The 24,374-nt window shown below is 28.3% G+C and carries 27 protein-coding genes; 7 read left to right on the top strand and 20 right to left on the bottom strand.

All coding sequences use genetic code 11. The features are described 5' to 3' along the window. Positions 1 to 66: 66 nt before the first annotated feature. From J0H68_08005 to J0H68_08030, 6 genes are read right to left on the bottom strand one after another with little or no spacing between them, the layout of a single operon-like run. Positions 67 to 474, bottom strand: coding sequence for a phage major tail protein, TP901-1 family (locus tag J0H68_08005; GenBank protein MBN8828635.1), 408 nt, complete (start codon positions 472 to 474; stop codon positions 67 to 69). Continuing rightward, on the bottom strand, positions 471 to 878 hold the full coding sequence (locus J0H68_08010) for a hypothetical protein (protein MBN8828636.1): 408 nt from the start codon (positions 876 to 878) through the stop codon (positions 471 to 473). Before J0H68_08010 ends, J0H68_08005 begins: the two co-directional genes overlap by 4 nt. After that, a complete protein-coding gene (locus J0H68_08015; GenBank protein MBN8828637.1) occupies positions 871 to 1,212 on the bottom strand; it encodes a hypothetical protein in 342 nt (113 codons plus the stop codon). The genes J0H68_08010 and J0H68_08015 overlap by 8 nt, the downstream gene beginning before the upstream one ends. A gap of 4 nt (positions 1,213 to 1,216) precedes the next feature. Then, positions 1,217 to 1,741 (bottom strand): phage gp6-like head-tail connector protein, encoded by a 525-nt coding sequence (locus J0H68_08020; GenBank protein ID MBN8828638.1) that lies wholly within the window; start codon positions 1,739 to 1,741, stop codon positions 1,217 to 1,219. Between the two features lie 11 nt (positions 1,742 to 1,752). Further along, positions 1,753 to 1,938 (bottom strand): phage tail assembly chaperone, encoded by a 186-nt coding sequence (locus tag J0H68_08025; protein MBN8828639.1) that lies wholly within the window; start codon positions 1,936 to 1,938, stop codon positions 1,753 to 1,755. 5 nt (positions 1,939 to 1,943) lie between these two features. Next, positions 1,944 to 2,699, bottom strand: coding sequence for a hypothetical protein (locus tag J0H68_08030; protein MBN8828640.1), 756 nt, complete (start codon positions 2,697 to 2,699; stop codon positions 1,944 to 1,946). A 38-nt stretch (positions 2,700 to 2,737) separates the two neighbouring features. Here J0H68_08030 and J0H68_08035 point away from each other — a divergent pair, with 38 nt between their 5' ends. Together J0H68_08035 and J0H68_08040 are read left to right on the top strand one after the other, a co-directional pair. Further along, complete coding sequence (locus J0H68_08035; GenBank protein ID MBN8828641.1) at positions 2,738 to 3,190, top strand: hypothetical protein; 453 nt, start codon at positions 2,738 to 2,740, stop codon at positions 3,188 to 3,190. A gap of 191 nt (positions 3,191 to 3,381) precedes the next feature. Beyond that, positions 3,382 to 3,852 (top strand): hypothetical protein, encoded by a 471-nt coding sequence (locus J0H68_08040; protein ID MBN8828642.1) that lies wholly within the window; start codon positions 3,382 to 3,384, stop codon positions 3,850 to 3,852. Positions 3,853 to 3,882: 30 nt separating this feature from the next. On the opposite strand, the gene J0H68_08045 is transcribed toward J0H68_08040, so the two are convergent. The 3 genes from J0H68_08045 to J0H68_08055 are packed head-to-tail and all read right to left on the bottom strand — an operon-like array spanning position 3,883 to position 5,934. After that, positions 3,883 to 4,194 (bottom strand): hypothetical protein, encoded by a 312-nt coding sequence (locus J0H68_08045; protein MBN8828643.1) that lies wholly within the window; start codon positions 4,192 to 4,194, stop codon positions 3,883 to 3,885. A gap of 7 nt (positions 4,195 to 4,201) precedes the next feature. Then, positions 4,202 to 5,392 (bottom strand): phage major capsid protein, encoded by a 1,191-nt coding sequence (locus tag J0H68_08050; GenBank protein MBN8828644.1) that lies wholly within the window; start codon positions 5,390 to 5,392, stop codon positions 4,202 to 4,204. Further along, on the bottom strand, positions 5,389 to 5,934 hold the full coding sequence (locus J0H68_08055) for an HK97 family phage prohead protease (protein MBN8828645.1): 546 nt from the start codon (positions 5,932 to 5,934) through the stop codon (positions 5,389 to 5,391). Before J0H68_08055 ends, J0H68_08050 begins: the two co-directional genes overlap by 4 nt. A gap of 236 nt (positions 5,935 to 6,170) precedes the next feature. On the opposite strand from J0H68_08055, the gene J0H68_08060 reads away from it, so the two are divergent. Continuing rightward, complete coding sequence (locus tag J0H68_08060) at positions 6,171 to 6,416, top strand: hypothetical protein (GenBank protein ID MBN8828646.1); 246 nt, start codon at positions 6,171 to 6,173, stop codon at positions 6,414 to 6,416. A gap of 99 nt (positions 6,417 to 6,515) precedes the next feature. Here the strand turns inward: J0H68_08060 and J0H68_08065 are convergent, their stop codons facing one another. The 7 genes from J0H68_08065 to J0H68_08095 all read right to left on the bottom strand — a co-directional run bounded on the left by J0H68_08065 (position 6,516) and on the right by J0H68_08095 (position 11,523). After that, entirely contained in the window at positions 6,516 to 7,736 is a 1,221-nt protein-coding gene (locus tag J0H68_08065; protein MBN8828647.1) for a phage portal protein, read from the bottom strand. A 237-nt stretch (positions 7,737 to 7,973) separates the two neighbouring features. Beyond that, a complete protein-coding gene (locus tag J0H68_08070; GenBank protein ID MBN8828648.1) occupies positions 7,974 to 9,257 on the bottom strand; it encodes an ATP-binding protein in 1,284 nt (427 codons plus the stop codon). 21 nt (positions 9,258 to 9,278) lie between these two features. Then, positions 9,279 to 9,938, bottom strand: a complete 660-nt coding sequence (locus J0H68_08075) for a response regulator transcription factor (GenBank protein MBN8828649.1) — start codon at positions 9,936 to 9,938, stop codon at positions 9,279 to 9,281. Then, entirely contained in the window at positions 9,935 to 10,495 is a 561-nt protein-coding gene (locus J0H68_08080; protein MBN8828650.1) for a DUF4040 domain-containing protein, read from the bottom strand. Before J0H68_08080 ends, J0H68_08075 begins: the two co-directional genes overlap by 4 nt. Beyond that, on the bottom strand, positions 10,492 to 10,800 hold the full coding sequence (locus tag J0H68_08085; GenBank protein ID MBN8828651.1) for a monovalent cation/H(+) antiporter subunit G: 309 nt from the start codon (positions 10,798 to 10,800) through the stop codon (positions 10,492 to 10,494). Before J0H68_08085 ends, J0H68_08080 begins: the two co-directional genes overlap by 4 nt. 5 nt (positions 10,801 to 10,805) lie before the next feature. Continuing rightward, the gene (locus J0H68_08090; GenBank protein ID MBN8828652.1) at positions 10,806 to 10,997 is read right to left on the bottom strand and encodes a hypothetical protein; all 192 of its coding nucleotides are present in this window, start codon (positions 10,995 to 10,997) and stop codon (positions 10,806 to 10,808) included. A gap of 55 nt (positions 10,998 to 11,052) precedes the next feature. Beyond that, positions 11,053 to 11,523 (bottom strand): Na+/H+ antiporter subunit E, encoded by a 471-nt coding sequence (locus J0H68_08095; protein MBN8828653.1) that lies wholly within the window; start codon positions 11,521 to 11,523, stop codon positions 11,053 to 11,055. Between the two features lie 110 nt (positions 11,524 to 11,633). Between J0H68_08095 and rpoD the strand changes: the two genes are divergently transcribed. After that, positions 11,634 to 13,604 carry an RNA polymerase sigma factor RpoD gene (gene rpoD, locus J0H68_08100; protein ID MBN8828654.1) on the top strand — a complete coding sequence of 657 codons (1,971 nt, stop codon included), beginning with the start codon at positions 11,634 to 11,636 and terminating at the stop codon, positions 13,602 to 13,604. A gap of 55 nt (positions 13,605 to 13,659) precedes the next feature. Here rpoD and J0H68_08105 read toward each other — a convergent pair whose 3' ends face one another. Beyond that, positions 13,660 to 14,637: an LD-carboxypeptidase gene (locus J0H68_08105; protein ID MBN8828655.1), complete on the bottom strand. Its 978-nt coding sequence runs from the start codon at positions 14,635 to 14,637 to the stop codon at positions 13,660 to 13,662. A gap of 99 nt (positions 14,638 to 14,736) precedes the next feature. Next, entirely contained in the window at positions 14,737 to 15,678 is a 942-nt protein-coding gene (locus J0H68_08110; protein ID MBN8828656.1) for an LD-carboxypeptidase, read from the bottom strand. 231 nt (positions 15,679 to 15,909) lie between these two features. Between J0H68_08110 and J0H68_08115 the strand changes: the two genes are divergently transcribed. Next, positions 15,910 to 16,743: an OmpA family protein gene (locus J0H68_08115; protein ID MBN8828657.1), complete on the top strand. Its 834-nt coding sequence runs from the start codon at positions 15,910 to 15,912 to the stop codon at positions 16,741 to 16,743. A gap of 150 nt (positions 16,744 to 16,893) precedes the next feature. Further along, positions 16,894 to 18,813, top strand: a complete 1,920-nt coding sequence (locus J0H68_08120) for a type IV secretory system conjugative DNA transfer family protein (protein MBN8828658.1) — start codon at positions 16,894 to 16,896, stop codon at positions 18,811 to 18,813. Between the two features lie 33 nt (positions 18,814 to 18,846). Here the strand turns inward: J0H68_08120 and J0H68_08125 are convergent, their stop codons facing one another. Then, on the bottom strand, positions 18,847 to 19,959 hold the full coding sequence (locus J0H68_08125; GenBank protein ID MBN8828659.1) for a hypothetical protein: 1,113 nt from the start codon (positions 19,957 to 19,959) through the stop codon (positions 18,847 to 18,849). 170 nt (positions 19,960 to 20,129) lie between these two features. Here J0H68_08125 and J0H68_08130 point away from each other — a divergent pair, with 170 nt between their 5' ends. Beyond that, positions 20,130 to 21,239, top strand: coding sequence for a hypothetical protein (locus J0H68_08130; protein MBN8828660.1), 1,110 nt, complete (start codon positions 20,130 to 20,132; stop codon positions 21,237 to 21,239). Between the two features lie 39 nt (positions 21,240 to 21,278). On the opposite strand, the gene J0H68_08135 is transcribed toward J0H68_08130, so the two are convergent. Then, the gene (locus J0H68_08135; GenBank protein ID MBN8828661.1) at positions 21,279 to 24,230 is read right to left on the bottom strand and encodes a hypothetical protein; all 2,952 of its coding nucleotides are present in this window, start codon (positions 24,228 to 24,230) and stop codon (positions 21,279 to 21,281) included. Positions 24,231 to 24,374 lie beyond the last annotated feature (144 nt).

Here is a 24,374-nt window from a genome sequence, read left to right on the forward strand (position 1 = left end):
TATAGAAGAGTTAACATATAATTATTAAGAAACAGTAAACATTTCTATAAAAATTTTTTTGTAATATTACTTAAATTTCTGCCAATCAATTTTACCGCTACTTTCTATTGTTAAATTATAGCTTTCTTCATCTTGATAATTACCAGATCTTTCGTAGGAAGTGATGATAAATGATCCACTTAAAATATCTCCATTTCCAAAGCATAATTGAAAAATTGCATTCTCGCTATTAAAAGATATTTTACGTATAATTTCTTCACTTTCTGAATTTGTAAAAATTCCACTACCAGATATGCTAATTGATTTAATACCTCCACTTAATAATTCTCTCCAGTTACCAGAAAGTTTATGGGTAGAATCAATTATTTGATTATTAAGCACCATGCGGGTAGTGCGCATGCCACCTATAGTAATAAATTTATTTGAATTATCTTTTATTTTAAGAAGCATTAATGCGCCTGCATAAGCATTCATATTTTTTTCTCCATAATGTATAATTTATATTCACAAGTCATTTGAAATGCAGTGCCATTATTTTTATGCGTTATCTCACTGTTTAAAAATTTTATTGAGGAAATTTTGAATTCATTAGTTTCAAAGAATTTATTATTTAAAATTTTATACAAGCAATTAGAAATATTGGTTAATTCAACAATTGAATTTTGATGTGTATAAATAGTAAAGCTATAAAAAATAATTTGCCCTATTTCAGTTTTTGATGACCAATCTTTTGTTTTTATTTTACTAATATGAACATAAGGGAAAGCAATGTTTTGCGGGGTGTATATAAACACTCCGTTAGAATTTTTTTTAAACTCACTATTAGTGCTTAAAGTTTCAATAATATATTTTTGACAAACAATAAGTAAATTACTCATATGAATTTACCTCTTGAGCAATCAATAAGAAGAAATTATTTTGAAGATCTAAAATTTTACATATTTTAAATAGTAATTTTTTATGTTTAATAAAAAAACCTAAGCGTAATAAGTTATTTTTTCTAACTATTATACGGTAATAAGGTAGTTCAAAATGTACTACTCCACTTGTACCATCGCTAAACACTATTTTATTATCTAATATTGGTTCAATTTTCCCCCATAATTTTGTTATATTTTCTAATTGAGAAATATTAGTTCCAAATTCGTTTGTTGATTCAACTTTTTTTAATATAGATAATCTTTGAGATAAGGAAATTAAGCTTGGTTGCATAAAATTATATCCTTATTTTTTTATAAGGTTGGTAAATGAGATAAATTTCATCAAATGCATCAATTTTTCTTTCATATAATTTTAATGTATGTAAAAGTACACCTTGCTTAATAAATTTTGGTAGAACTTCAGTATTTTCAAAACCAGTGGTAAAATCTATTTCGAGTTCATTCGTGTAGATAAGATCTTTAAAATTTAAAATTTTATCATTAGTCATTTCAAAGTTAGTTATTAGCTTTATTTCATTATAATTTTTAATGCGAATAGCATTGATTTTACTAATTGGATTTAAGGGTAAAATGCATTTTCGTAAAAGAATGTTTTGATATTTTGCAATATATTTTTTTGGTATGATCTCAATATTTAAAAATTGTTCAGCTGTTTGTAGTGCAGCTAAAATCATATCTTTAATTATTTCATCTTCATCATTATGTTCAACGCGAAGATATTGTTTAACCTCTTCGAGTGAAATAACAGGGTTACTTGCCACAGCAATTTTTTCAAGGGAATAGTATTTAGTGTATTCCATAAATTACTCCTTTAATAATCGGGAAATTGTTTTTTTAATTGTTCGAATTCATTTTTACTCAAAATATGATGTGAATTATCACCAAGTAAAATCATGAATTCGCGAGGTGTCATTTGCCATAATTCATTTGGTTTTAATTTTAAAATTTGGAAAGATATTTTGAAAATAATTTCCCAAGGAAATTTTTCATTATGCATGATACTTAAATATTACGTTTAGCTTTAGTTAAAGCGATTAATGCTTCAGACATAATTTGTGATTGGCTTTTTCTAAATGAATTTGCATCAGGGGTAGAAATATTCATAGTAATATTTATTGAAGAATTAGAAGCTAATTTATGGTTGGGCTCTATTCTACCATTTCCCTCAGGTATAAAGAGTTCTGGCCCATTTTCCCCTACCAGGTATGGAGTACTAGAATTTACAGGTCCTCCAATTGCACGAGTTTCAAACATTTTTGAACCCCAGAAATTTTTAAGTAAGCTATAAAAACCTTTCGAATTTTCATCATTTAATTTTTTGTTTATCGAGTATTTAAAATCATACGGAAAAATAGCGCCTACAATTCCTCCTATTTCGGTTTTATTTTTGTCCATGTTACCAATGAAGATATTTCTCAATAAATCATTTTTAAGTTTCCTATTAAAATCATTTATATTTCTACTCATATCTTTTTTAAAGTTTACTAGGTCACCTTTTAGGATATTTTCAAAATTTTTAGTAAAGTTTTCTCTAATTTCTCTACCTAAATTTGTAAGATTTTTATTAAGAGAATTAGTAAGATGAGTGGTATCTTTAAGGGTTTCGTTTAAATTTTTAAAATCCTCTTTAGGTTTATCAGAAATTTCTAAAATTTTATCAAGTGTTGTAAGAGATGCTCGTAATTCATCTTTCATCTCTTTGATTTTTTTCTCAATTATATCAACTTTTTCTTCTTGTTCGGTTAAATCTTTTGTCATATATTTACTTAAAGTTAATTTTGATGTTTTATTAGTTTATGCGAATCGTATTGTTGTTCATATTTTTCCTCGCTTTTTCCAGCTGTAGAACTATTAAAGATGAAGCAATTAAAAATTGTAAATCTACTCTTGGTTTTTATCATTTTAAACATAAAACTTCTGAATTTATTTCATGTGTAAATGCGGAATATAATTACATGAGAAAAGTAGAAAAAAAATATTCTAATGATTGTAAAATTTGCCGAAATAATGCTGAAACCATATATCCCATTCTATTTGTAGAAGTAATAAGATGTTATGATGAATCTGACGCTTTTACAGGTGAATATAATATTGAAGATTTTGTTAAAGAAAATCCTACAAATTGTTTTATAAAAAGACATAGCACCTCTCCAAGTGAATATGATAAACATAAAAAAAATCGACAAGCATATATAAAAAAATGTCTTATAGAACGCGGCTGGAAAAATATTCCTAAATTCTTCCACTAATTAAAAATATTAAATTATTTTCCTAATTTTGATTTTTAAAATTTACTTTTATAGTAGTTTTTTTAACAAGATTAACTCATTAAATTTATTTATTTGTTAATATCATATAAAAATTATTAATTTTTTTATTGCTAGTGTATTTTTAATATTATAACATGGTTAATCTTTCAACTATTATGTGATTTATATTTATGCGTTTACCATTTATAATTGTTGCTTTTTTAACCTTTTTATTATCAGGTTGTATGTACAGTGTTGCTACAAAAAACTGTAATGTAAAATTGGGAACGTACCATTATCAAAATAAAACTCTCCAATTTAATTCATGTGTTGAAAGTGAAGTTCATCGCATGAAATCTGATAGGGAAAAATATTTTCGTGACTTAGAATATTGTCGTAAACAGGCTGAAAGTGTGCACCCTATTCCACAAACCGAGAAAGTCGAATGTTTCGATGCAAATTATAATCATATAAATACCTACTATTCTATTAAAGAATTTGTAAAGCTCGGCAATAATGAAATTTGCCCAATTAAACAATATGCAGTGGTTCATGTTTCCCACAAACAAGATCGAGATTTTGATAAAAGAAAAAATTATATGAATCACTGCATAAGTGAAAGAGGGTGGGATTCAATACCAGAATATGTTAATTATTTCTAATTAATCACATAATTAATGTTAAACGAAAAATTAAATTTTAGGTTTTGCAATTATATTTGAAAGAAATTCACAGGAATATTTATAAGTATTAATATAACCAACGCTTTGTATTATCTCAATTAATTCCTCATTAGTTATCTCAATATTACTAGCTTTCAAGCCGTGTTTAATAATAACTTTTTGCTCAAGTAATGTTAATCCTTTCGTCTCTATTTCATTTAAGATTCTTATAATGCTTTTCTCTAATTCCCCTTCAATTGCAGCAATCGCATTAAATGTTGGAATAAGAACATACTCTGATTTGTTAGCTTTAAATTTAACTTCGCCACGAATTTTATTCATAAAATACCTACGCTGATAATTTTAATAATTTAATAGCATTAAAGTTTACAACATCACCACCTACGCGCTTTGTTGTATAAAATTTTACAAAAGGTTTTTCGGTAAATGGGTCACGCATAACTTTTATATTAGCCCTATCAACAATTTGATAAGCTGATTTAAAATCTCCTACCGCAATAGCTAAAGCATTATTTGCTTGAACTGGCATTGCATCAGAATGGTATACAGGAAGGCCGAGTAATGTTTCAGGTTGTCCTTGTGAAAGACTTGGACTCCATAAATACTGTCCACTTTCATTTTTTAAAGTTCTAATTAAAAAGGTAATATTTCGGTTCATAAGAAAGCTTGCTTTTGCAGAGTAAATATCCTGTAAAGAATATAATAATTTTATTATTGAACCTGCTGTTAGATTATTATTAAACCCACTATTTACTTGCTCAATTTTCCCCCATTCTTTGCCATCCGAATAACTTAAAATTCCTTTCGGTTTACCAATACCATCACCTTTAATAAATGCATGGTCTTCCAGATCAGCAAAGCTTTTTGTTAATTTATCTTCAAGCCACGCTTCAATGTCGATACTTGCATCATCAATTAATTTTTGAGTAGCTTTTGGTTGAGCATAAATTTCGTGCACTGGAATTAATTTTTTTGATACTTTAGGAGTAGAGGTTTCATTAATAGAAGAAATTTCATTAGACCAACCTGCATCAGCTTTTTGGTAATCTTCAATAATTTCAAGGGTATCGGTTGAGATATTTTGTATGGAAGCAAGTTGTCGCATGGGGACTATATTATTTATATTATTATAAATATTATGCTTAATTTTATGAGTTACAAAATATCCACCGTCTTGATCAGAGATAACAGAAAGAGCTTTTTTTTCCAATAAGTGTAAATTTTGTTCATTACCCTTACGTAAGTAATTATTAAAAGCATTTTTGTGTTCTAAATTTTGGTCGAAACCTTTAAATTCTGTATTATTTACATTTGGTCTAGATAATGTAGTTTCAAGAGATTTAATTTTATTTTGGCAGTCTTCAATTAAAACATTTAAATTATTTAATGAAGCATCATCTAAACAATCATTTGTACCTTTTTTTTCTAATTGTTCTAATCTTCGGTTATTTATTTCTTTAAAATCATCCCAGTGATTCGCGAGTTGATTAACTTGATTAGTTATATCATTTAAATTCATATTTTATTTTCCTTATTTGTTGAAAGAATTTGTATAGCGTTTGCAAGTGCAAAGCTAAGAGATAGAAGAGGAGAATTATTGTTATTTTTCACCTCATTTATTAGTGCTTTAGGATTAGCAGGAAAGGTAACTAAACTTATTTCAAATAAGTCTAATTCTGTAATCACTCTTTTTTGAATTTTTTTATTAAAATAAGAAGATTTAATTTTATATCCAATGCTAAGTCCAACAACTATCTTTTCTTTAATTAAGGTGTAGGCTTCTTTAGCTTGGGTTAAACTAAGGATAAGTTCAGCTTCAATAAATAAGCCGTAATTATCCTCGAGTAATTTATTAATTCTTCCTATTGGTTGATTAGGGTTATGTTGCCAAAGTAATTTGACATCCAGTAAGTTTTTGTTTTTTAAAGTGTGTTTAAAAGCTCCTGGTAAAATAATATCATGATTTTGATCAATAATATCAAAAACACTTGCGTATCCAATAAATTTTCCAGGATTTTTAAGTTCAAGGATTTTACTTTTAAACTCTCTCTGTGGTTTCATAAATATTAATAGGTTATATGTTGAAAATTGTTTACTATGAAAAAAATCAAATTATTTGTAAAAAAAATGCGATTTTTATGTCACTATGCAAAAATTTGTGAGAAAAATAATATTTTCTATAGAACGCCTACTTGCTTTTTTAGAACAACTCTATAAATTATAGAACATGTCGCATAAATTATTATGCAACATATAATAATTTAATAAAACTTAAAATGTTCGTGGGAGACATTAATATGAAAAAATTATTTGTTGCTGCTGCTTTAGCTGCTGCTTTCGCTGCAAATGTTGCTATGGCTGAAGAAGTTAAAGAAATTAAATTAAAAGATGGCTTTATTATTCACGTTAATGCTGATTCTTCAGTTAAAATGATCGACAAAGATGGTAAAGAAGTTGAAGTTAAAGATGGTGATTTCGATTTAGAAGATGGTTCTACAAAAATTACTATTAAAGATGGTAAGCACGTTGTAGTAGCTAACTAATTTATAAAATTAGTTTTCATCGTGATCTAAAAGGGCTGGCATTTCCAGCCTTTTTTTTTATCTATACCTATCATTTTCACTACAAACTTCTTTCTAATTCTACTGCTTTATAGTATCGCCATTTTTAATAGGGCCGTATCCTAAAATTTCTCTTTTTTCATTAACCGTAAGAAAATTTGATTGTTCAATTTTCTGCCATAACATTTCTCTACGTGCAGATAAAGCACTTATATTATCTTTGTTATAAATAAGTTTAGCTTCATAATTATAATAAGGTTCTAACCAATGATTAAGTGCGTTAGTAATGTAATCGAGTAATGGAAAAATGGTTTCTTCCCATAACGCAAGTCTTGCTTCTTGAAGATTACTATATGTATTATCTCCAGGGATTCCTAATAGCTGAGGTGGCACTCCAAATGCTAAAGCTATTTCACGGGCAGCGCTATTTTTAGCTTCTAAAAATTCCATATCTTTATTTGTTAAACTCATTTCATGCCATTCAAGCCCACCTTCTAATAATAAAGGTCTACCAATTTTACTATCACCAGTAAATTCTTTATCAATTTGATTTCTAAGTCTATTAAATTGAGTTTCGCTAAGCATACCAGGCATGCCTCCTTCACCCTTAACAACAAGAGCACCGCTTGGTCTTGCAGAATTTTGTAATAGCGATTGGTTCCATTTAGCAGCTTGGTTATGTTGGTCGATACTATAAGCCGCAGCTTCAATGGGTGATAAACCATAAAAATCATCAAGTGGATGAAAATGTTTTAAATGTAAAATCTCACTGCGTCCTGTCAATTGATCAACGTGATAATATTTTTCATCGTTATTAATTTTATACCTATAAGCAAGAGGAATAGATTTACCATTTGAAATTATGCTAACTCTATCAGGACGTAAAATAAATAATTCGGTTGGCTTATTACCGTTTTTTATAACTTGAATAAAACAATTTCCAGCAATTAATATAAACGCTATTAATGATTCAAAAAATTCATTTCCGGATTGTAGAGGATTAGGTCGAGTAATTAAATCAAGAAGGGCGTGATTTTTAGTTATTTCTTTTTTATTACTATAATTATTTTGTAGTAAAGCTTGCCATTCAACACTTGATCCAGATTTAGCTAACAACGAAATGCACCTATGAGCAATAACATTTCTACAATAAGCTTCATCAGCAAATTGAATATATTCCCGTTTCATCCAAACTGGTTCACCAAGTTCACTTATATAAGTTTTGTTAAAATTAGAATTTAGTTTATTATTTTCTTTAGAGAAGGTAGTATTGTTAATGCCTTTTTTAAATAAATTTAGCATGTAAAACCTTTAATTTAATTATTATAAACAGTCTAGCTAAGTTAAAATTTCTATTTTTAACGAATGGGAAATTTTTATTTAAGTTTCTTATAGAGTTAAATATAGTGAATAGAAGTTAATAGTAAATTTATTAACTTGATGTAATAAGGTTTAACATACCAAAAATTTTCTGTCAACTTAGGCAAGGGAATTTTGAAAAAGAATGTTTCTCGTAAAATCAATAACTTATAAAAAAGGCTAAATTTTTATTTCTATAGCAATCGATGCTCCCTTTAATTTTAGATTGTTTTTATTAACTTTAATATTTCCACCATGTGAGTTTATTATATCACGGCTAATAGCAAGCCCAAGGCCGGCACCAGAATGTTTTAAATTTCGTGCATAATCGGATCTGTAGAAAGCACTAAATATTTTTTCATGTTCTTGTTCTGGAATGCCATTACCATTATCTTCTATATAAATCCTAAGCTTATCACCTTTTTTTTCAATAGTGACTTCAACTAAATTCCCAAATCTTAATCCATTATCAATGATATTTACCATAGCGCGCCTAAATGAAACTGCTTTAATATTAGCATTAAGGTTTTTGAATTTCGTAATTAAATAAACTTTCTTATCTTGTGTTTGATATCTTTTGATAATATTTCTAGTGAATTCAATAATATCTATTTCTTGAAAACTTTCTAAATCATCACGTTTTGCAAAATCTAAATATTCGCTAATCATATGTTGCATTTCGTTAATATCTTCTTGTATAGCGCAAGTTTCATCATTTGAAGGAAGCATTGCTAATGCAAGTTTTATTCGAGTTAAAGGAGTTCTAAGATCATGAGACACTCCTGCAAGCATTACAGTTCTTTGATTAACTTGTTGTTCAATTCTTTCTTTCATATCTAAAAATGCAAAACCTGCTTTTTTAACTTCTTTTGCACCTTCTGGTTTGAAAGTGCTTATATCTTGACCACGTCCAAAAGCTTCTGCCGCTTCAGCAAGTCTTGTTATCGCCCTTATTTGATTTTTAGTAAAAATAAGAGATACGGTGATAAAAATAGCTGATACTGTAAACATCCAAGCCATGAAAATAGTTGTAGTAGGAGTATAAATTCTTTTCCTTGGTACTTCAAAAATCAGATTTTTGTCCTTTAAATATATAAATATATTTTCTCTTTCATTATGTTGCCAGATAGTAATGTCTTTACCTTTAATGCTTTTTGCGAGGTCGTTAAATTTACTATTATGCTTATAAATATTTTTAGAATTCTTAATGATTTTAAATTTTAGATAATTTGCAGAATAATCACTAATTTGAGCAAAAGTATATTTTTTATCATTTAGCATATTAATTATTAAATTTACATCGTCAGTTAAAGATGATTGCATGTAATAACTTACATCTTCCCAATGACGAGCATAAAATATATAAGCAGTTATTGATTGAATTAAAATAGCGGGAAGAATAATAATTAGAATAAATCTACTACTTAATGATTTAGGAGCAAGAATTCTCAATTTTTTCAGCATTTATTTAACTGCTATAATAAATTATAAATATAACCCATAGCCTATATTTCTAACCGTTAATAAATATTTCGGCTCTTTAGGGTCCGGTTCGATTTTATTTCTAAGTCGTACTATTTGAACATCAATTGATCTTTCACTAATGCCATAACATTTGACAGCGATTTCTTCTCTAGGAACTGCCTTGTTAACGTTTTGAGCTAGAATATTAAGTAAATTAAGTTCACTTGAAGTTAAGGTAATAATCTCATTTCCTTTAATTAATTTTTGGTTGGCAATATTAAAAGTAAAGTCACCAATTTTAATAATGTAATGCTGATTATTACGCTCAAGTAACTTTTGAATTCTTAATAAAAGTTCTTTAGGTTCAAAAGGTTTGGTTAAATAATCATCAGCTCCTATTTCTAAACCATTAATCCGGTCTTCAGCTTCTGAAAGAGCGCTTAACATTAAAATAGGAATATTCTTAAGACTCGCTTGTGATTTTATTTCTGAGGTAAGGTTTATGCCAGATTCTTCAGGCATCATAACATCCATAATTATAATATTTATTTCTTTATCAAGAAAATTTCTTGCTTCTTTTGTACTTGCAGCTTCATAAACATTATAATTGTTATCTTTCAAATATTTGCCAAGTAAATGTCTAATTTTATCATCATCATCAACTACTAAAATATTATTCATAATATTTGATCCTCTAGTTTATCTTTTTTAAGAATCATGCCAACTATAAGTCCGGCAACAAATATTACCATTGTTTCACCAAGAGTATCAAAACCTCGATAGCTTGAAAGAATGGCTGTGACGAAACTTGGAATTCCAATTTCCTGATATGTGTTGTTTATATAATGTTTATAAACTTCAGAAAAAACAGGAGAAGTGGAATCAGAAAAATCAGGTAAATCTAATGACACTTTTACAAAAAGCGCAAATAAGCTTATGCATAGAATTTTTGCAATTAATTTATATTTTTTATCGCTCTCAAAATTACTATTTAACCTGCTTGCTGCTGCGAGTAAAAATATAGTGCCGATGGTAGCATTAACAGCAGTTTCTGTCATTGCTACATCAGGAGAATCTAGTAAAGCATAAATAAGGGTGATAATTAAACTAAAGGAAGCGAGTAAAACTATTTTTGAAAATAAATTATTAAAAATTGCCAGACAAAAACTTACAATAGTTAAACAAATAAGTAAGCCATAAATAAGAATATCTTGTAAAAATTCTGGAAAAACCGTCATAATTCTTCCTTTCCTTCTGGTTTTAAACCCCCAATAAAAGCTGCTTTGGCAAGCGCATGAGTATTAGTAGGAATAGTAATAAAAGCAAATATTCCTAATAATATTATTTTAAGTGAAAAAATACTGAACCCATGTTTAAAAGCCACACCTAATATTATAAGAACAGTGCCTAGGCTATCAATAACGCCAGCTGCATGTAGCCTTGTGTAAAAATCTGGCAATTTTATAAGTCCAATAGAACCAATTAAGCAAATAATGGTACCTGTTAATATTAAAATATTGGCTAGATATTCTACAATAATCATTTTACTTAATCCAAATTTTTATCTCGTACGAATTTTAGTATTGCATAAGTTCCAATGAAACTCGTCAATACATAAATATATGCTATATCTATCAAACTTTGATTAAATGAAAAGCTACCAATTATTACGAGTATTAAATTAATTTTACTATTAAGTGAATTAGTTGCTAAAAAACGATCATATACACTTGGTCCCATAATAATTCTACTCATTATAAGAGCAATGCATATGATAATTATAATTAAGGTGATGCTAAATATTATCATTTTTAAATAACTTTTTAACTTTTAACTCCATAACACCTTCTTCAAGGGCTTCTACTACTTCTTTATCTATACCATGAATAATTAATCCATGTTCATTGTCTTCTACGCAAACTGTACCGGGAGTTAAAGTAATAGAATTGTCATATATTACATTTCCTAAAGGATATACATTAGAAGATTTAATTCTTTTCATAAAAGGCTTTATTTTCTGATTCTTACGAAGAATTTTTTTTAAAGTATATATAGTGGAGAGAATTATTTCTTTAAATAACCATAGAAAATATAAAAATAATTTTGAATAAATTACTTTATTAATTGTAATTTTTTTTGTACACTTCATCCCAATAAAGGAAGCAAGGAAACTACTTGTAATTCCAAGTGTTAATATAACAATATTATCTAATCCTGATAGGATATACCATATTAAAAAGTTAAAAATTAAAACAATCAGAAACATTGTAGGTTTGAATGATTAAAAAAACTATTACTTGTAAATAATTACTATTAATATTAGATTATATGGATATTAAATAATGTCAATCTGTTAAAGGATTTTAAAATTTCGCTATGGCAAGAAAAAGCAATTCACAGGAAAATACAGAAAATTTTGAAGAAAAAGAACCAGGTCAGCAAATGGCGGGTGCTTTAAAAAAAATGATCTCTAAAGCTAAGGGCCAAAATAGTACTTTAAGCTTTGAAGAGATTAATGACATGTTGCCTGGCGGCGAAGGTGTTTCACCTGATCTACTAGATAGTGCAATGATGTCGTTGTCTGAAGCGGGTATCGAAATTGTTGAAGATGATGAAGAAGAGGGGCTTGCTATTGACCCAGATTATCCGATAGAAGAAGAATATGATGAACTGTCTGAAGACGAAGAAGAAATAGACGGTGTTCGTACAGATGATCCCGTACGTATGTATTTACGTGATATGGGTGGGGTTGAGTTACTTTCAAGAGAAGGTGAGATTGAGATAGCTAAGCGTATTGAAGAAGGTAAAGAGGTAATGCTTAGTGCGCTTTGCGAAAGTCCTCTTGCTATGCGTTCATTTATTGGTTGGTATGAAAATTTAATAAATGAAAAAATTCTTCTCAGAGAAGTTATTGATCTTGAAGCAACTTTTGGTGCTGAAGAAGGATTTGAAGATAAAGTTGATGATTTTATTGAAGAAGAAGAAATTGATGAAGAAGAGACAGAAGGTTTTGATGAAGAAGAATATGATGATTCAGCAAGGAATACTTCATTAATCGCTATGGAGAAGGAATTACTTCCAAATATTTTAGATATATTAGGAGTAATTGCTAAAAATGCTGAAAAATTATTAAATATTCAAAATCAAAAGTTACTTTCTTCTTTAGGTGAATCTGCAGATAAAAAACCTTTCGATGAAAAGAAATATAAAAAACTTTTAGATGAAATCGTAGAAAAAGTTAAAGAGTTAAGATTAAATAGTAAGCGAATTCAAGAAATGCTTGATGCGCTTTATAGTTATAATAAAAAATTACTAAGTTATGAAAGTAATTTATTAAAATTAGCGGAATCAGAAAAAATTGATCGTAAAGGCTTTTTAAATAATTATCTTGGTCATGAAATGGACCAAGATTGGTTAGAAAGAATTTCAAAATTAAAAGAAAAGGGTTGGAAAACTTTTGTAACTAACCATGAAGCTAAAATTAATGAAATCAGAGAAACAATAATGCTAATTGCACGTGAAGTGGGAATGGGCATTACTGATTTCAAGCAATTAGTAAACACTGTTCAAAAAGGTGAAAGAACTACTAATAAAGCTAAGAAAGAAATGATTGAAGCTAACTTAAGGTTAGTAATTTCTATCGCTAAAAAATATGCAAACCGTGGTTTACAATTTTTAGATCTTATTCAAGAAGGAAATATTGGTCTTATGAAGGCGGTTGATAAATTTGAATATCGCCGTGGTTATAAATTCTCTACATATGCTACCTGGTGGATTAGACAAGCAATAACACGTTCTATTGCTGACCAAGCAAGAACAATTCGTATTCCAGTACATATGATTGAGACTATTAATAAAATTATCCGTACTTCAAGACAAATTTTCCATGAAATTGGTAAAGAACCAACTCCAGAAGAAATTGCTAATAGGCTTTCAATTCCTGTAGAAAAAGTTCGCAAAGTAATGAAAATTGCTAAAGAACCTGTAAGTCTTGAAAACCCAATTGGTGATGAAGATGGTGGAAGTATAGGTGACTTTATTGAAGATAAAAATGCTGTTCTTCCAATTGATGCGGCTATTCTTTCAAATTTACGTGAAATTACAACCCGTATACTTGCAAGTTTAACTCCACGTGAAGAAAGAGTATTAAGAATGCGTTTCGGTATCGGTATGCACACTGATCATACATTAGAAGAAGTAGGGCATCAATTCTCGGTAACAAGAGAACGTATTAGACAAATCGAAGCAAAAGCTCTTCGTAAATTAAAGCATCCAAGTCGTGCTAAGAAACTTATTGGGTTCTTAAACTTTAAGAATGGTAAGAAAAACGAAGGTACAGAAGTTTAAAATAAAAAAGGAGGAATTTTAATTCCTCCTTTTAAAACTGTATTAAATTTTTTTATTATACGATTTCCTGATTAAAACCATAATCAAAAGTTATACTAGCCTTTCCATCAAAATTTTCGCTAATTTCTGCTTCTGACCCAATAAAGAAAGGATAGTTAACCTGTCCATGTCCAATACCTGTACATTTGTAAACTGGATAGTCTTTATCACTTGCAAAATCTTTAAGTGCATAAGTTATGATTTTTTGCTCTTCACCAGTTGGGTCTTTATAAGTAAAATCGCCATAAATTAATGCTACTGGTTTATTTAATATGTTTGAATCTTGAAAATGTTCAAGCATTCTATCTACAGAATAACCTGCTTCGTTTGTATCTTCTAAAATAACGATTTTATCATCAGTATTAATTTGATATTTAGTACCAATTGTTTTATCAAGTACGCAAAGATTACCACCCACTATTTCACCGGTAATTTTTGTATTATTTGCAAGTGCCACTTTATTATAAGCTTCTAAATTCAATTCAAACTTTTCTGCTTCACCAAAAATTACTTGTTTTGTTAATGTCACATCCATCTGATCATGAGCGGTGTTAGATAATGTAGTTAAAACATGAGCGTGTAAAGTTTGCCATCCAAGTTTTTGACTTAAAAAAGAGTGAAGGTTTGAAATATCGCTAAACCCAATAAAAAGTTTAGGTGTTTCAGGTAAACCTTTTGAATCAAAAGTTTCTTCTAATTTGTTTACTAATTTAGCTGATCCATAACCACCTCTAACGCACCAAATGGCTTTAGAATCTGTAGAATAAAGTGCTTCAATTAATTGCTCAGCTCTAATTTCATTAGTATTTGAATGATAAGGTATATCACTTCCTAAAATTCCTTCTTTAACCCTTGGAGTTAAACCTAGATCTTTTACATAATTTGTAACTTTTTCTAGGATTTCCGGTTTGAAAGAGCCTGCAGGGGCAATTATATCAACAATATCACCTTTATTTAAAGATTGAGGGTGAAGTTTTTTATCGTTAAGTTTCATTTTATTTATACCTTTTTATATTTATAAAAATATGTAAGACTTCAAATTTAATGCTTATATTAAGTAGCGATTAATAAAATGTCAATAAAGTATTAAAATTTAAAGGTAGTTTAATAAAATGCTTGGATTTTCTTTAGTGCTGTAAGTTATTTCTGATGTACTACCCACTAAAAATGGGTAATTTATTTTTCCATGTCCTATATTATTGCATTTATAAACAGGAAATGTTTGTTTTTTAGCAAATGATTTAAGTGCATATTCAAGGTTTTTGTCTGAATCAGTAAAATCGGCATAAATAAGAGCTAATATGTTATTAAGTAAACCTGCATCTTTTAAATGTTCAAGCATTCTATCTATCGAATAACCCTTTTCACCAATATCTTCCAAAAGCAGGATTTTATTATTAGTTTCTATTTCATACCCAGTGCCGATAGTTTTATCAATAACGCATAAATTACCACCGGTAATTACTCCTTTGATATCTTCTTTATTATTGAGTGCTATATAATTAAAGGCTTCTAAAGTAAGAGTGAAATTTGGTATTTGACCAAAAATAATTTTCTCTGTTAATACAATATCTTCCTGTTTTAAATCTTTTTCTATAACACTATTAAGTACGGGAGCATGTAAAGTAAGCCAGCCAAATTTTTGATTTAGATAAATATGTAAAATTGTTATATCACTAAATCCAATTAGCCATTTTGGTGTATTAGGTAAACCATGATCTTTAATATAATTGTCTATATATTTAATAAGTTTTGCTGAGCCATATCCTCCACGCATGCACCAAATAGCCTTAGAATCTGTTGAATAAAGAGCTTTAATTAATTGTTCTGCTCTAATTTCATCGGTATTTGAATGATAAGGTAAATTATTTCCTACTATTTCAAGGTTTATACTAGGTCTTAAATTAATACTTTCTATAAAATCTGAAGCTTTTTTAAGATTTTCTTGACTAAATCCTGCACTTGCAGGGGCTATTATCTCTACTATATCATTGTGTTTTAAAGGAGCGGGTAAGAATGTAGAGTTTAAAGTCATTTTAAAAGCTATTTTAATAAAATATAAACTAATAAAACTAACTTATATCTATAAATTATTAAAATCAAGGTGTTATCTTTAACCTTTGTTGCATTATTTTTCAATAATTTACAAAAAACTAAAAATTTTATGGTTGGATTAATAATTAAAATAATGTTACGATTAATTTTAAGAAAATGATTTTTTCATTTTTTTTTATTAAGACTATATAACGTACGGAGAGGTATTATAATGAAAAAACTTACAGCGGTAGTATTACCAGCTTTAGCAATCTCAGCTTGCGTAAATTTATCAAAAGTTGAGCATGGTAAAGTTAACACTTACGGTCCAGAATATAAAGCGCAATTAGCTAAAAACTATTCTGAAATGGCAAAAGAACAAGCTAACGAATTAGATTGGATTGATGCTGAAAATTTTGCAAGTAAAGCAGTTAAAGCTTCGCAAAATAAGAATGTTATGCCTGAAGACCCAAACAATTGGAGTTTAAAAGGTGAATTCAGAGCTGAATTCCAAGAATATAGAGACTTAGTTGACATGTTAATGACTGAAGAAAACAAAAGATTATATCCAAAACAATTGGCTAATTTAGTTTCTTCATTTGATTCATTACTTGAACAACAAGCTGAAGATGCTCATCATATAGAAAAATTACTTGATAAACGTGATACGTTCATCAGAAATGTAAGATTCTTCTTAGGTGAAACAGCTTTCTTACCACATCAAAAAGTTGTGAAAAGTGAAATGGTGTTCTTTAACAACAATTCACACAACTTAGGTAAATTAGGTAAAAAAGTTATTCAGAGAGCTGTGAAAAAACTTGCTAAACAAGGTATGACCAAGTTCTCAAGAGTTGTGATTTCTTCACATTCTGATAAAGTTGGAACAGATGGTTCAAACTATCATCTTGCTTTAGAAAGAGCTGCTGCGGTTAAAAACCATTTAGTTGCACTCGGTGTTGATGAAAGAAACATTGAAATCGTTAACTATGGTGAAAGTAAACCTATGGTTAAAACCGGTAAATCTCACGTTAAAAACAGACGTGTTGAAATTGACTTTGTTAACTAATATCTAACAAAGTTATAAAGAAAGTTTAGGGCAATTAGTTAAAACTGATTGCCCTTTATTTTTTGTATGTATATCATACACTTGCTTCTAGACTAATTATAAAAATTTAGTTAGAATTAAATATAGTAAATTTATTAGCAAGGCTTACACATGGATTTCATGCGACATGTTCGTAATGTATTCGTTCTAACACTAGTATATTCGTTCGTACTATTCCTTACCGTGTTTTTCTCTTCAGTATTGTTTATATATCTGAGCGGAACCGCGTATATAAGTTTTACTCATGCAGACATACTTTTATTTTTTGCATATATAAAATGGCTTTTTGGAAATTATGCTTGGGTTGTTACAACCGTTAAAGCAGGTCAAACTGATCAGCTTATACAATTAAATAATTATTTAATCCCTAAAATCATCGGATGTGCAATTGGCCCAATTACGATTGTAGCAATTATCATATTTATTTTTAGAGATCCATTACTCACGTGGCGACCATTTAAAAAGAGAGAAGCGCTTCATGGTGACGCTAAATGGGCTGGTGAAGAAGAGGTTAAACGTGCAGGCCTAAGATCGAAAGATGGATTACTCATAGGTAAAGATAGCGGTGGCTATTATGTAGCTCCAGGTTATCAACATGCATTACTTTTTGCGCCAACCGGTTCTGGTAAAGGTGTAGGGTTTGTAATTCCGAATTTATTATTCTGGGATGAATCAGTACTTGTCCATGATATCAAACTTGAAAACCATGAAATTACTAGTGGATGGCGAGCTAAGCGTGGCCAAAAAGTTTTTGTATGGTCACCTGCTGAACCTGATGGTATCACACATTGTTATAATCCAATTGACTGGGTAAGTACTAAACCAGGACAAATGGTGGATGACGTACAAAAAATTGCAAACTTAATTTTACCTGAAAAGGAATTCTGGAATAACGAAGCTCGTACATTATTTGTAGGGGTTGTATTATATCTTCTTGCTGTACCTGATAAAATTAAATCATTTGGTCAGGTGGTAAGAGAATTAAGATCAGACGATGTAATTTATAATTTTGCAGTAGTACTAGATACTATAGGTAAATATATTCACCCTGTGGGTTATATGAACTTAGCTGCATTCTTACAAAAAGCTGACAAAGAAAGATCGGGTGTAATTTCAACATTAAACTCAGGTTTGGAGCTTTGGGCTAACCCATTAATTGATGCTGCGACTGCAAAAAGTGACTTTAATATTCAAATGTTTAAGAAAGAGAAAACGACTGTTTATGTAGGCTTAACCCCTGATAACATTAAGCGTTTAGAGCCACTTATGAAAGTGTTCTATCAACAAGCAACTGAGTTCCTTAGCAGAAAAATTCCTAAGAAAGAAGAGGAACCATATGGTGTATTATTCCTTATGGACGAATTCCCAACTCTTGGAAAAATGGAGCAATTCTTAAATGGTATTGCTTACTTCCGTGGTTATCACGTAAGGTTATTCTTAATTATTCAGGATACTCAACAGCTAAAAGGTATTTACGAAGAAGCAGGGATGAATTCATTCCTTTCAAACTCAACTTATCGTGTTACATTCTCTGCGAATAACGTTGAAACGGCTAAATTAATTTCCGAGCTTTGTGGTAACAAAACTGTTGAACAAGCATCGCAAAATAAACCTAAATTCTTTGACTTTAATCCTTCAGCAAGAACAGTTAACGTTTCTGAAACTCAAAGAGCGCTTTTACTTCCACAAGAAGTTATTAATCTTCCTAGAGATGATCAAATCGTATTAATTGAATCATTCCCACCAATTAGATCGAAGAAGATTAAGTATTTTGAAGATAAATTCTTTACTAAACGTTTATTGCCGCCAACACCAATTCCACAACAGGAACCATTTGACGCGTCTAAATTTATGGTTGGTAAACGAGCTGCAGCAAGTGATGATGAACCAGATACAAACTTACTTGAAGATGTTGAAGATGAAAATTTAAGCTTTAATGAATCAACTGATAATAGTTCTTCATCAAGTTCAGATAATAATGATTTTGATTTAAATTTTGATGAAGAAGAGAATAAAGATAAAAATAAATAGTAAGCAAAATTGCTTACTATTTATTTAAAGAATCTATATAGTTTTTTTATTAGCTTCCGGAAGTGATAATGATTTATCGTATCCTTCTCTTTGTAAACCAAGTGGCTCGTAATCATATTTGATAACAGTACTGTGTTCTTTATTCTGCGACTTAGCTTGCGGTGGAATTTTTAAAGTATGTTTTTCTAAATATTCAGCATTCTCTCTAAATTCAATTTCCCTTCTTTCCCAGTAGAATCTTTCATTATTAAATCCTTCCCATGAAAGTGCTACCCATTTCATAAATTTCATGGTCCATCTGCCAGTGCCTAATTTATTTACCTGAGCATTTAAATCCTCTAAATAAGTAGTTAATGTATTTTGCATATGTTCTGGAAACTTACTTTTATAAAGAGATAAATAATTAAATATTTCTTCGCTTACATCTTTAATTTCACTTAAGCCTTTTTCGCCAGCTTTATATAAAAAAGCATTACCGGAAATTCTTCCAGTTCTTTTTTCGTTATGAATATCTGCAAGGCTTCTATATAAGTGATTAATTAGCATTTGAGTGTAGCAAACATCAATTGAGGTTTTAAAGAATTTAAATGATGTTATATTTTCAAATGTAAATTCACCTGGAAAGTTTGTAACTTCTTTTTGACCATGAACTATGTAATTTACAATTGGTCCGTATAGTTTGAAATATTTTACATTATGTTCGTAGCTTTTTTGTCTATTTCCTTCAAAACCATTTTTAATAAATTCTTTATAATGAAAGGCAGCTAGATTGAATAATTTCATTACAGTTGGGTAATCAGAACCAGATTTTTTACAAAGCGTTTCAACTGTGTAAAATATTGCATCACATTTTTCACTAAATATATCTCTAACAAATGGGGAAGGTTTACCTTCAATAATTACTTTTCCTAATTTATTAAATTCATCCTCAGACATACTTCTTAACTTTGAATCAATAACAGTAAAGGCGCTCATTAAATACCTAAGCGTCCCAAATGAACGGGCTAATTTTACAGGATTATAAGTTTGAGCAAGATTTAAAAGAAATCCTACATCTATAAAAGAACCTGGAAACCAAGTGTGTTCAGTTATTTCTGAAAACCACTGACTAGTTGGAACTATTTTGGTATTGTTGTTATTTTTCATATTCACCTCTTGATTGAGAATTACACGAAATGTGCGATTTAAGTTTAATGAGCTTTAACATTTCGAGTCAACATGAATTCTTTAAAAAACAATAGCTTAAGTAAATTTGCATTGACTGCGATAAAACCATTCTTAAACTTAAAGTTATAAATTTTTCTAGGGAGTTAAATATGTTAGCATCAACTGAGAAAAAGCCTGTTATAGTTCCAAATAATTTCTCATTTTTTACTAAAAAATTGGATAAAGGTTTTTTAAATAATTTTATTTTTGAACCTATTATTAGTTTTAAAATAAGCCAAGAAAAAAACTTTTTGAAGTTCTTAAGAAATGCTTTTAGGTATATGAATCTTTTAGAGCATTCTGTAAAAATTTCAGTCAAAATAAATGCTTTGAACGAGCAAGAAATTAGTAATTTAGGAGATGCGGATATAGGAGGTGAAGAACCTAATAAATTTTTACAAAGTGTATTTAGTGATACTTTAATAAATGAGATTAAAACTATTTGTAAAAATAATAATGTTAAATATGGTTCTGTTATGAAACTATTTAATTTAGCATCTCATTATTATTTAAAAGCACGTAGTTGCGCTTTTAAGGATGACTCAAAAGAAGCCGTTAATTGCAATAAAAAATCTATTCATGTACTTGCAATAATTTTTAACTTTTTACTAAACGGTAGAGATAAAGATTTTATTATTGATGAAAATTCAACACTGGAAAGCTTAACTAAATACTTCTCAGATTCTATTAGTGTAATGGAAGGGATTCTTATAATAAACGATATTTATAGATTACCTGTTGATATTAAAATTGATAAAAAAACTCGATCCTCTTTTAATGAAGTTATTTTTTTAATTGAGCAAAAATACGGAAAAGAAGGTGTAGAAGAATTAAAAAGGTTTTTTGAAAGCTCGAATGCAGAATATCTTGATTATAATAAAACTATTTTACCACTTAATATAAAAGAAGAAATTATAGAAGGTATTGTACTAAAAAGATTTAATGAAATAGTGCAAACTTTATCTTCCCCAGGTAAAAAAGGTGGGGGAACCTTAGAATGGTATAAAAATATGCAATTAAATAAAGTAGGTTTTGCTAACCGTAAAGACTATTATGAAGATTATATTAAAAATAGCCCAGCCCCTAAAGAAAGAACTAATGATAGAGAAACGGGTATTTATAACGAACATGTTATTTCTAATGTGAGAGAAGAAAGAGATAAAGAACAAACGGCTCTTTTGGATGGAAATACAAAATTTTATAATAGCCATTCTAAGTAAACTTTAAGGTATAGGTGGAATTTCACCTATACCTATAAACTACCTATGTTTATTACCTTTTACTAAATAAAACCCTCTATATAACCTTTCATTAGTTGCTGGATTATATACGCATTCTGAAGCATAGAGTTCTTCATTCTCACAGATTTTAATTTTAAGGATTTTACCTTCTTTTAGAGTAAAACCTGATTGTTTGTAATCTCTAATAAATTCTTTTTTTTCTGCAGCGTCTTTAAATTTTCTTTCCTGAGTGTCATTATTAAATTTTAGGTTATCAAATTTAATATGGGCATAGGTATTACTATTACCAATTTTTATCACCTCACTACGTGCAGGAAAATTATTACCCCAAGGCTTATTAATATCATTGGAATGACTAATAATTTCTATTATTTCATATTTTCTTTTTGTAACAACTTCTCTAAACCTGTTTGTATTTTCTGGAATAGGCTCATAGTTAATTATGTTTTGTTTTCTTTTTATAGGAAGTTTAGAAATAATTGGAGTAGTAATAACCTGATTTTCTACAGCTTTTTGCTCAACTACTTCTACTTCTTTTAATTCGGTTCCTTGAGGCATGGAAATAACTGTTTCTTGAGGTAAAGAAATCAAAGATATATCTTCTATATGTTCAGCTATTTTATTTTCATTATAAAGATTACTATTATTTATATTATTTGAAGTAAATGCTAAATATAATTCATCATAGTCAATTTGTTTTTGAATAACTTTTACTTGCGGTTTAAAATAATCTCTTAACTCTTCACGGGTAGAAAAACCTAACTCATTTAAGAATTTGTCTTCAAACTTTTCTAATAAAGGTGAAATGTTAAGTGGCGGACAAAGGTAATGTTGGAATCTAGGCTTATATAAAAATTTATAAATGGCTTTTAATAAAGCTGCTTTACTAAAATTTTCCTCGTTACTGAGCTTTAATATATCTTTAAAGTAAGTTTGGGTTTCCTCATCTAAACAATTTTTAATAACATTCGTAAAAGCTAAAGGATCATCTACCTCTTTATCAATAACGCTTGTAAAAGCTAGAGATTCTTCTAAATTTTTATTAATAAAGAAATTATAGTAACTATCATAATCGCATTTTCCATTTGAATGGATTAGGGCTTCTGCAAAATGATGAATTTTAAGCACACAGTAATTATATGCAATTGGACTAATATTTTTTTTATGAATTGCAGGGTTTTTGTTATTGTTATCATTAAATAAATACATTAAAAAAATGGTTTTATGGCTTTTAATAATAGTTTTATAATCTTCTTTATTAGCCAGTAACTCTAAAAATTTTGCAGCATTAACCATAATTTCTTCGTTAAACCCAAATTGAAACAGTAAATCATTATATAACTTTAATAATTCATGATTGTCCTTTTTAATAGCTGGTTCATTTAAATCATTGTTAGCTTTAAGATCTAATACATTTGAAATAAATGGAAAAATTCCTATAATTAAATGCGAAAGTTCCGTATTAGTAAATTCTTTAAATTTTTCTTTAATGCCTTTTAAAAATTTTATAAGTAAATTTTTAGAATTAGTTTTATAAATAGTATGTAATAAGGCTTTAATTGAATTATCGTTATAAATAATATGAGGAGAAAACTCTATCTCATAAAAATGTTTCAAAGAGACAAACCTTTTATGAAAGGCAAGTAACTCTGTAATTTGAATTACATCACATACTTTATCATTTAAAAGTTTTAAATTTAGCTGCAGAAACTGCTTGTCAAATTGAGCAGGGTTTTTAGTTATAAGATCACTTTCGAGTAATTTAAGTAATTTTAAAAATTCTTGAGTTAATTTATTATTTTTAAAGCGCTTATGACTAAGTAATTTTATATTTTCTTGTAGAAATTTTTTAGAATAAGTAACACTAAAAACTCTAATAATATTATTTAGCCTTATATAAAAGGATTTTGTGTTAATATCTATTGTTTCAAGCTCTTTAATATTTTTTAATGCTGCATTCGTTAGACTTTCATAATTTTCTTTTGTACGATTATTATCAAATTTTAATAATAAAGTTGAAATAGACATCATAGTTATTAAGTCCATTAATTCATCTTGAGACATTTTTATTTTTGTAAGAAACTTATTAGAAAATTTGCAAGTACTAATTTTTTTTAATAAGCTCAAAGCTAGATCATATTCTTTAAAAAAGAAAGAAATATCATAAAGTTTTAAAATTAATTTATAATTTAAATCTTCATCTCCTAATTCAGGTAGTAATTTTTCATATGTTCTTAGCCATAATTTAAAATGTATTTTTTGAGAATCGGATATTATTTCATATTGATTTAGGAGTGATAATAGTGGATCACGAATGGTTGAGGTAATAAGTTTAGTTGTTACACTATTTAATTTATAATAAGCATTAAAATTAATATGAAGTATTTCGCTAAGTAACTCGTCTAATTTATTTTGTTCTTCCGGTGTAAAATTAGGAGTATTTTTATAGAACTGCGAAGAAAAATTTATTATAATAACTATAGTGGAATTTAAAAGTGAAATAGAAAAATCTGAATTAAAATTAACTTGGCAAATGCTATAAAAACGATTTTTTATAATCTCTAAAATTTGAATAATTTCATTAGTTGTATAATTTTGCTCCCAAACATAGTAAAAAATATAAGAATAAGCCTGAAAGAAATTTAATTCTGTTAAGTTAAATTTCTCTTCCGTATTTCGTTTAAAGCGATTTTTTGCTATTTCTATTAATTCTTTATTGTCTATAGGAAACGGAATCAATGTTTTAAATAAAAATGGTATTAGTGCTTCAACAATATTATCACCATTTTCTTTTTCTAATTGCAAAATGAGATTAAAAAATTTATTGAAATCGAATGCTGTACTATTCTTTTGTTTATGTAATTTAAAGTACTTATCAAAATTATTTTTATAAAGAATAACTTTTTGTTTTAAAAAACATTCTTGCTCATTCGTATCAAATATATTGGTTGAATGATCTTTAGTAAGCATAATAATACCATATAAAAATTTAAATATAATTATATAAAAAAATTAACCATTGTCAATGACAATTAATAAATACTTAATTTTATTGTAATTAATTGTTTTATATAATATTTATCTGGAGTAATTTTAAAAATACATCATATTATC

This window comes from Sphingobacteriia bacterium (assembly GCA_017304685.1).
Classification (GTDB): Bacteria; Pseudomonadota; Alphaproteobacteria; order Rickettsiales; family 33-17; genus JAFKLR01.

Coding starts and splice junctions, on each gene's coding strand:
- J0H68_08080 (MBN8828650.1), bottom strand. CDS start 10,495: ATGACGGTTTTTCCAGAATTTTTACAAGATATTCTTATTTATGGCTTA.
- J0H68_08010 (MBN8828636.1), bottom strand. CDS start 878: ATGAGTAATTTACTTATTGTTTGTCAAAAATATATTATTGAAACTTTA.
- J0H68_08030 (MBN8828640.1), bottom strand. CDS start 2,699: ATGACAAAAGATTTAACCGAACAAGAAGAAAAAGTTGATATAATTGAG.
- J0H68_08065 (MBN8828647.1), bottom strand. CDS start 7,736: ATGCTAAATTTATTTAAAAAAGGCATTAACAATACTACCTTCTCTAAA.
- rpoD (MBN8828654.1), top strand. CDS start 11,634: ATGGCAAGAAAAAGCAATTCACAGGAAAATACAGAAAATTTTGAAGAA.
- J0H68_08050 (MBN8828644.1), bottom strand. CDS start 5,392: ATGAATTTAAATGATATAACTAATCAAGTTAATCAACTCGCGAATCAC.
- J0H68_08095 (MBN8828653.1), bottom strand. CDS start 11,523: ATGTTTCTGATTGTTTTAATTTTTAACTTTTTAATATGGTATATCCTA.
- J0H68_08005 (MBN8828635.1), bottom strand. CDS start 474: ATGAATGCTTATGCAGGCGCATTAATGCTTCTTAAAATAAAAGATAAT.
- J0H68_08060 (MBN8828646.1), top strand. CDS start 6,171: ATGAAAAAATTATTTGTTGCTGCTGCTTTAGCTGCTGCTTTCGCTGCA.
- J0H68_08070 (MBN8828648.1), bottom strand. CDS start 9,257: ATGCTGAAAAAATTGAGAATTCTTGCTCCTAAATCATTAAGTAGTAGA.
- J0H68_08110 (MBN8828656.1), bottom strand. CDS start 15,678: ATGACTTTAAACTCTACATTCTTACCCGCTCCTTTAAAACACAATGAT.
- J0H68_08055 (MBN8828645.1), bottom strand. CDS start 5,934: ATGAAACCACAGAGAGAGTTTAAAAGTAAAATCCTTGAACTTAAAAAT.
- J0H68_08105 (MBN8828655.1), bottom strand. CDS start 14,637: ATGAAACTTAACGATAAAAAACTTCACCCTCAATCTTTAAATAAAGGT.
- J0H68_08125 (MBN8828659.1), bottom strand. CDS start 19,959: ATGAAAAATAACAACAATACCAAAATAGTTCCAACTAGTCAGTGGTTT.
- J0H68_08135 (MBN8828661.1), bottom strand. CDS start 24,230: ATGCTTACTAAAGATCATTCAACCAATATATTTGATACGAATGAGCAA.
- J0H68_08020 (MBN8828638.1), bottom strand. CDS start 1,741: ATGGAATACACTAAATACTATTCCCTTGAAAAAATTGCTGTGGCAAGT.
- J0H68_08085 (MBN8828651.1), bottom strand. CDS start 10,800: ATGATTATTGTAGAATATCTAGCCAATATTTTAATATTAACAGGTACC.
- J0H68_08035 (MBN8828641.1), top strand. CDS start 2,738: ATGCGAATCGTATTGTTGTTCATATTTTTCCTCGCTTTTTCCAGCTGT.
- J0H68_08130 (MBN8828660.1), top strand. CDS start 20,130: ATGTTAGCATCAACTGAGAAAAAGCCTGTTATAGTTCCAAATAATTTC.
- J0H68_08120 (MBN8828658.1), top strand. CDS start 16,894: ATGGATTTCATGCGACATGTTCGTAATGTATTCGTTCTAACACTAGTA.
- J0H68_08090 (MBN8828652.1), bottom strand. CDS start 10,997: ATGGGACCAAGTGTATATGATCGTTTTTTAGCAACTAATTCACTTAAT.
- J0H68_08015 (MBN8828637.1), bottom strand. CDS start 1,212: ATGCAACCAAGCTTAATTTCCTTATCTCAAAGATTATCTATATTAAAA.
- J0H68_08075 (MBN8828649.1), bottom strand. CDS start 9,938: ATGAATAATATTTTAGTAGTTGATGATGATGATAAAATTAGACATTTA.
- J0H68_08025 (MBN8828639.1), bottom strand. CDS start 1,938: ATGCATAATGAAAAATTTCCTTGGGAAATTATTTTCAAAATATCTTTC.
- J0H68_08045 (MBN8828643.1), bottom strand. CDS start 4,194: ATGAATAAAATTCGTGGCGAAGTTAAATTTAAAGCTAACAAATCAGAG.
- J0H68_08040 (MBN8828642.1), top strand. CDS start 3,382: ATGCGTTTACCATTTATAATTGTTGCTTTTTTAACCTTTTTATTATCA.
- J0H68_08115 (MBN8828657.1), top strand. CDS start 15,910: ATGAAAAAACTTACAGCGGTAGTATTACCAGCTTTAGCAATCTCAGCT.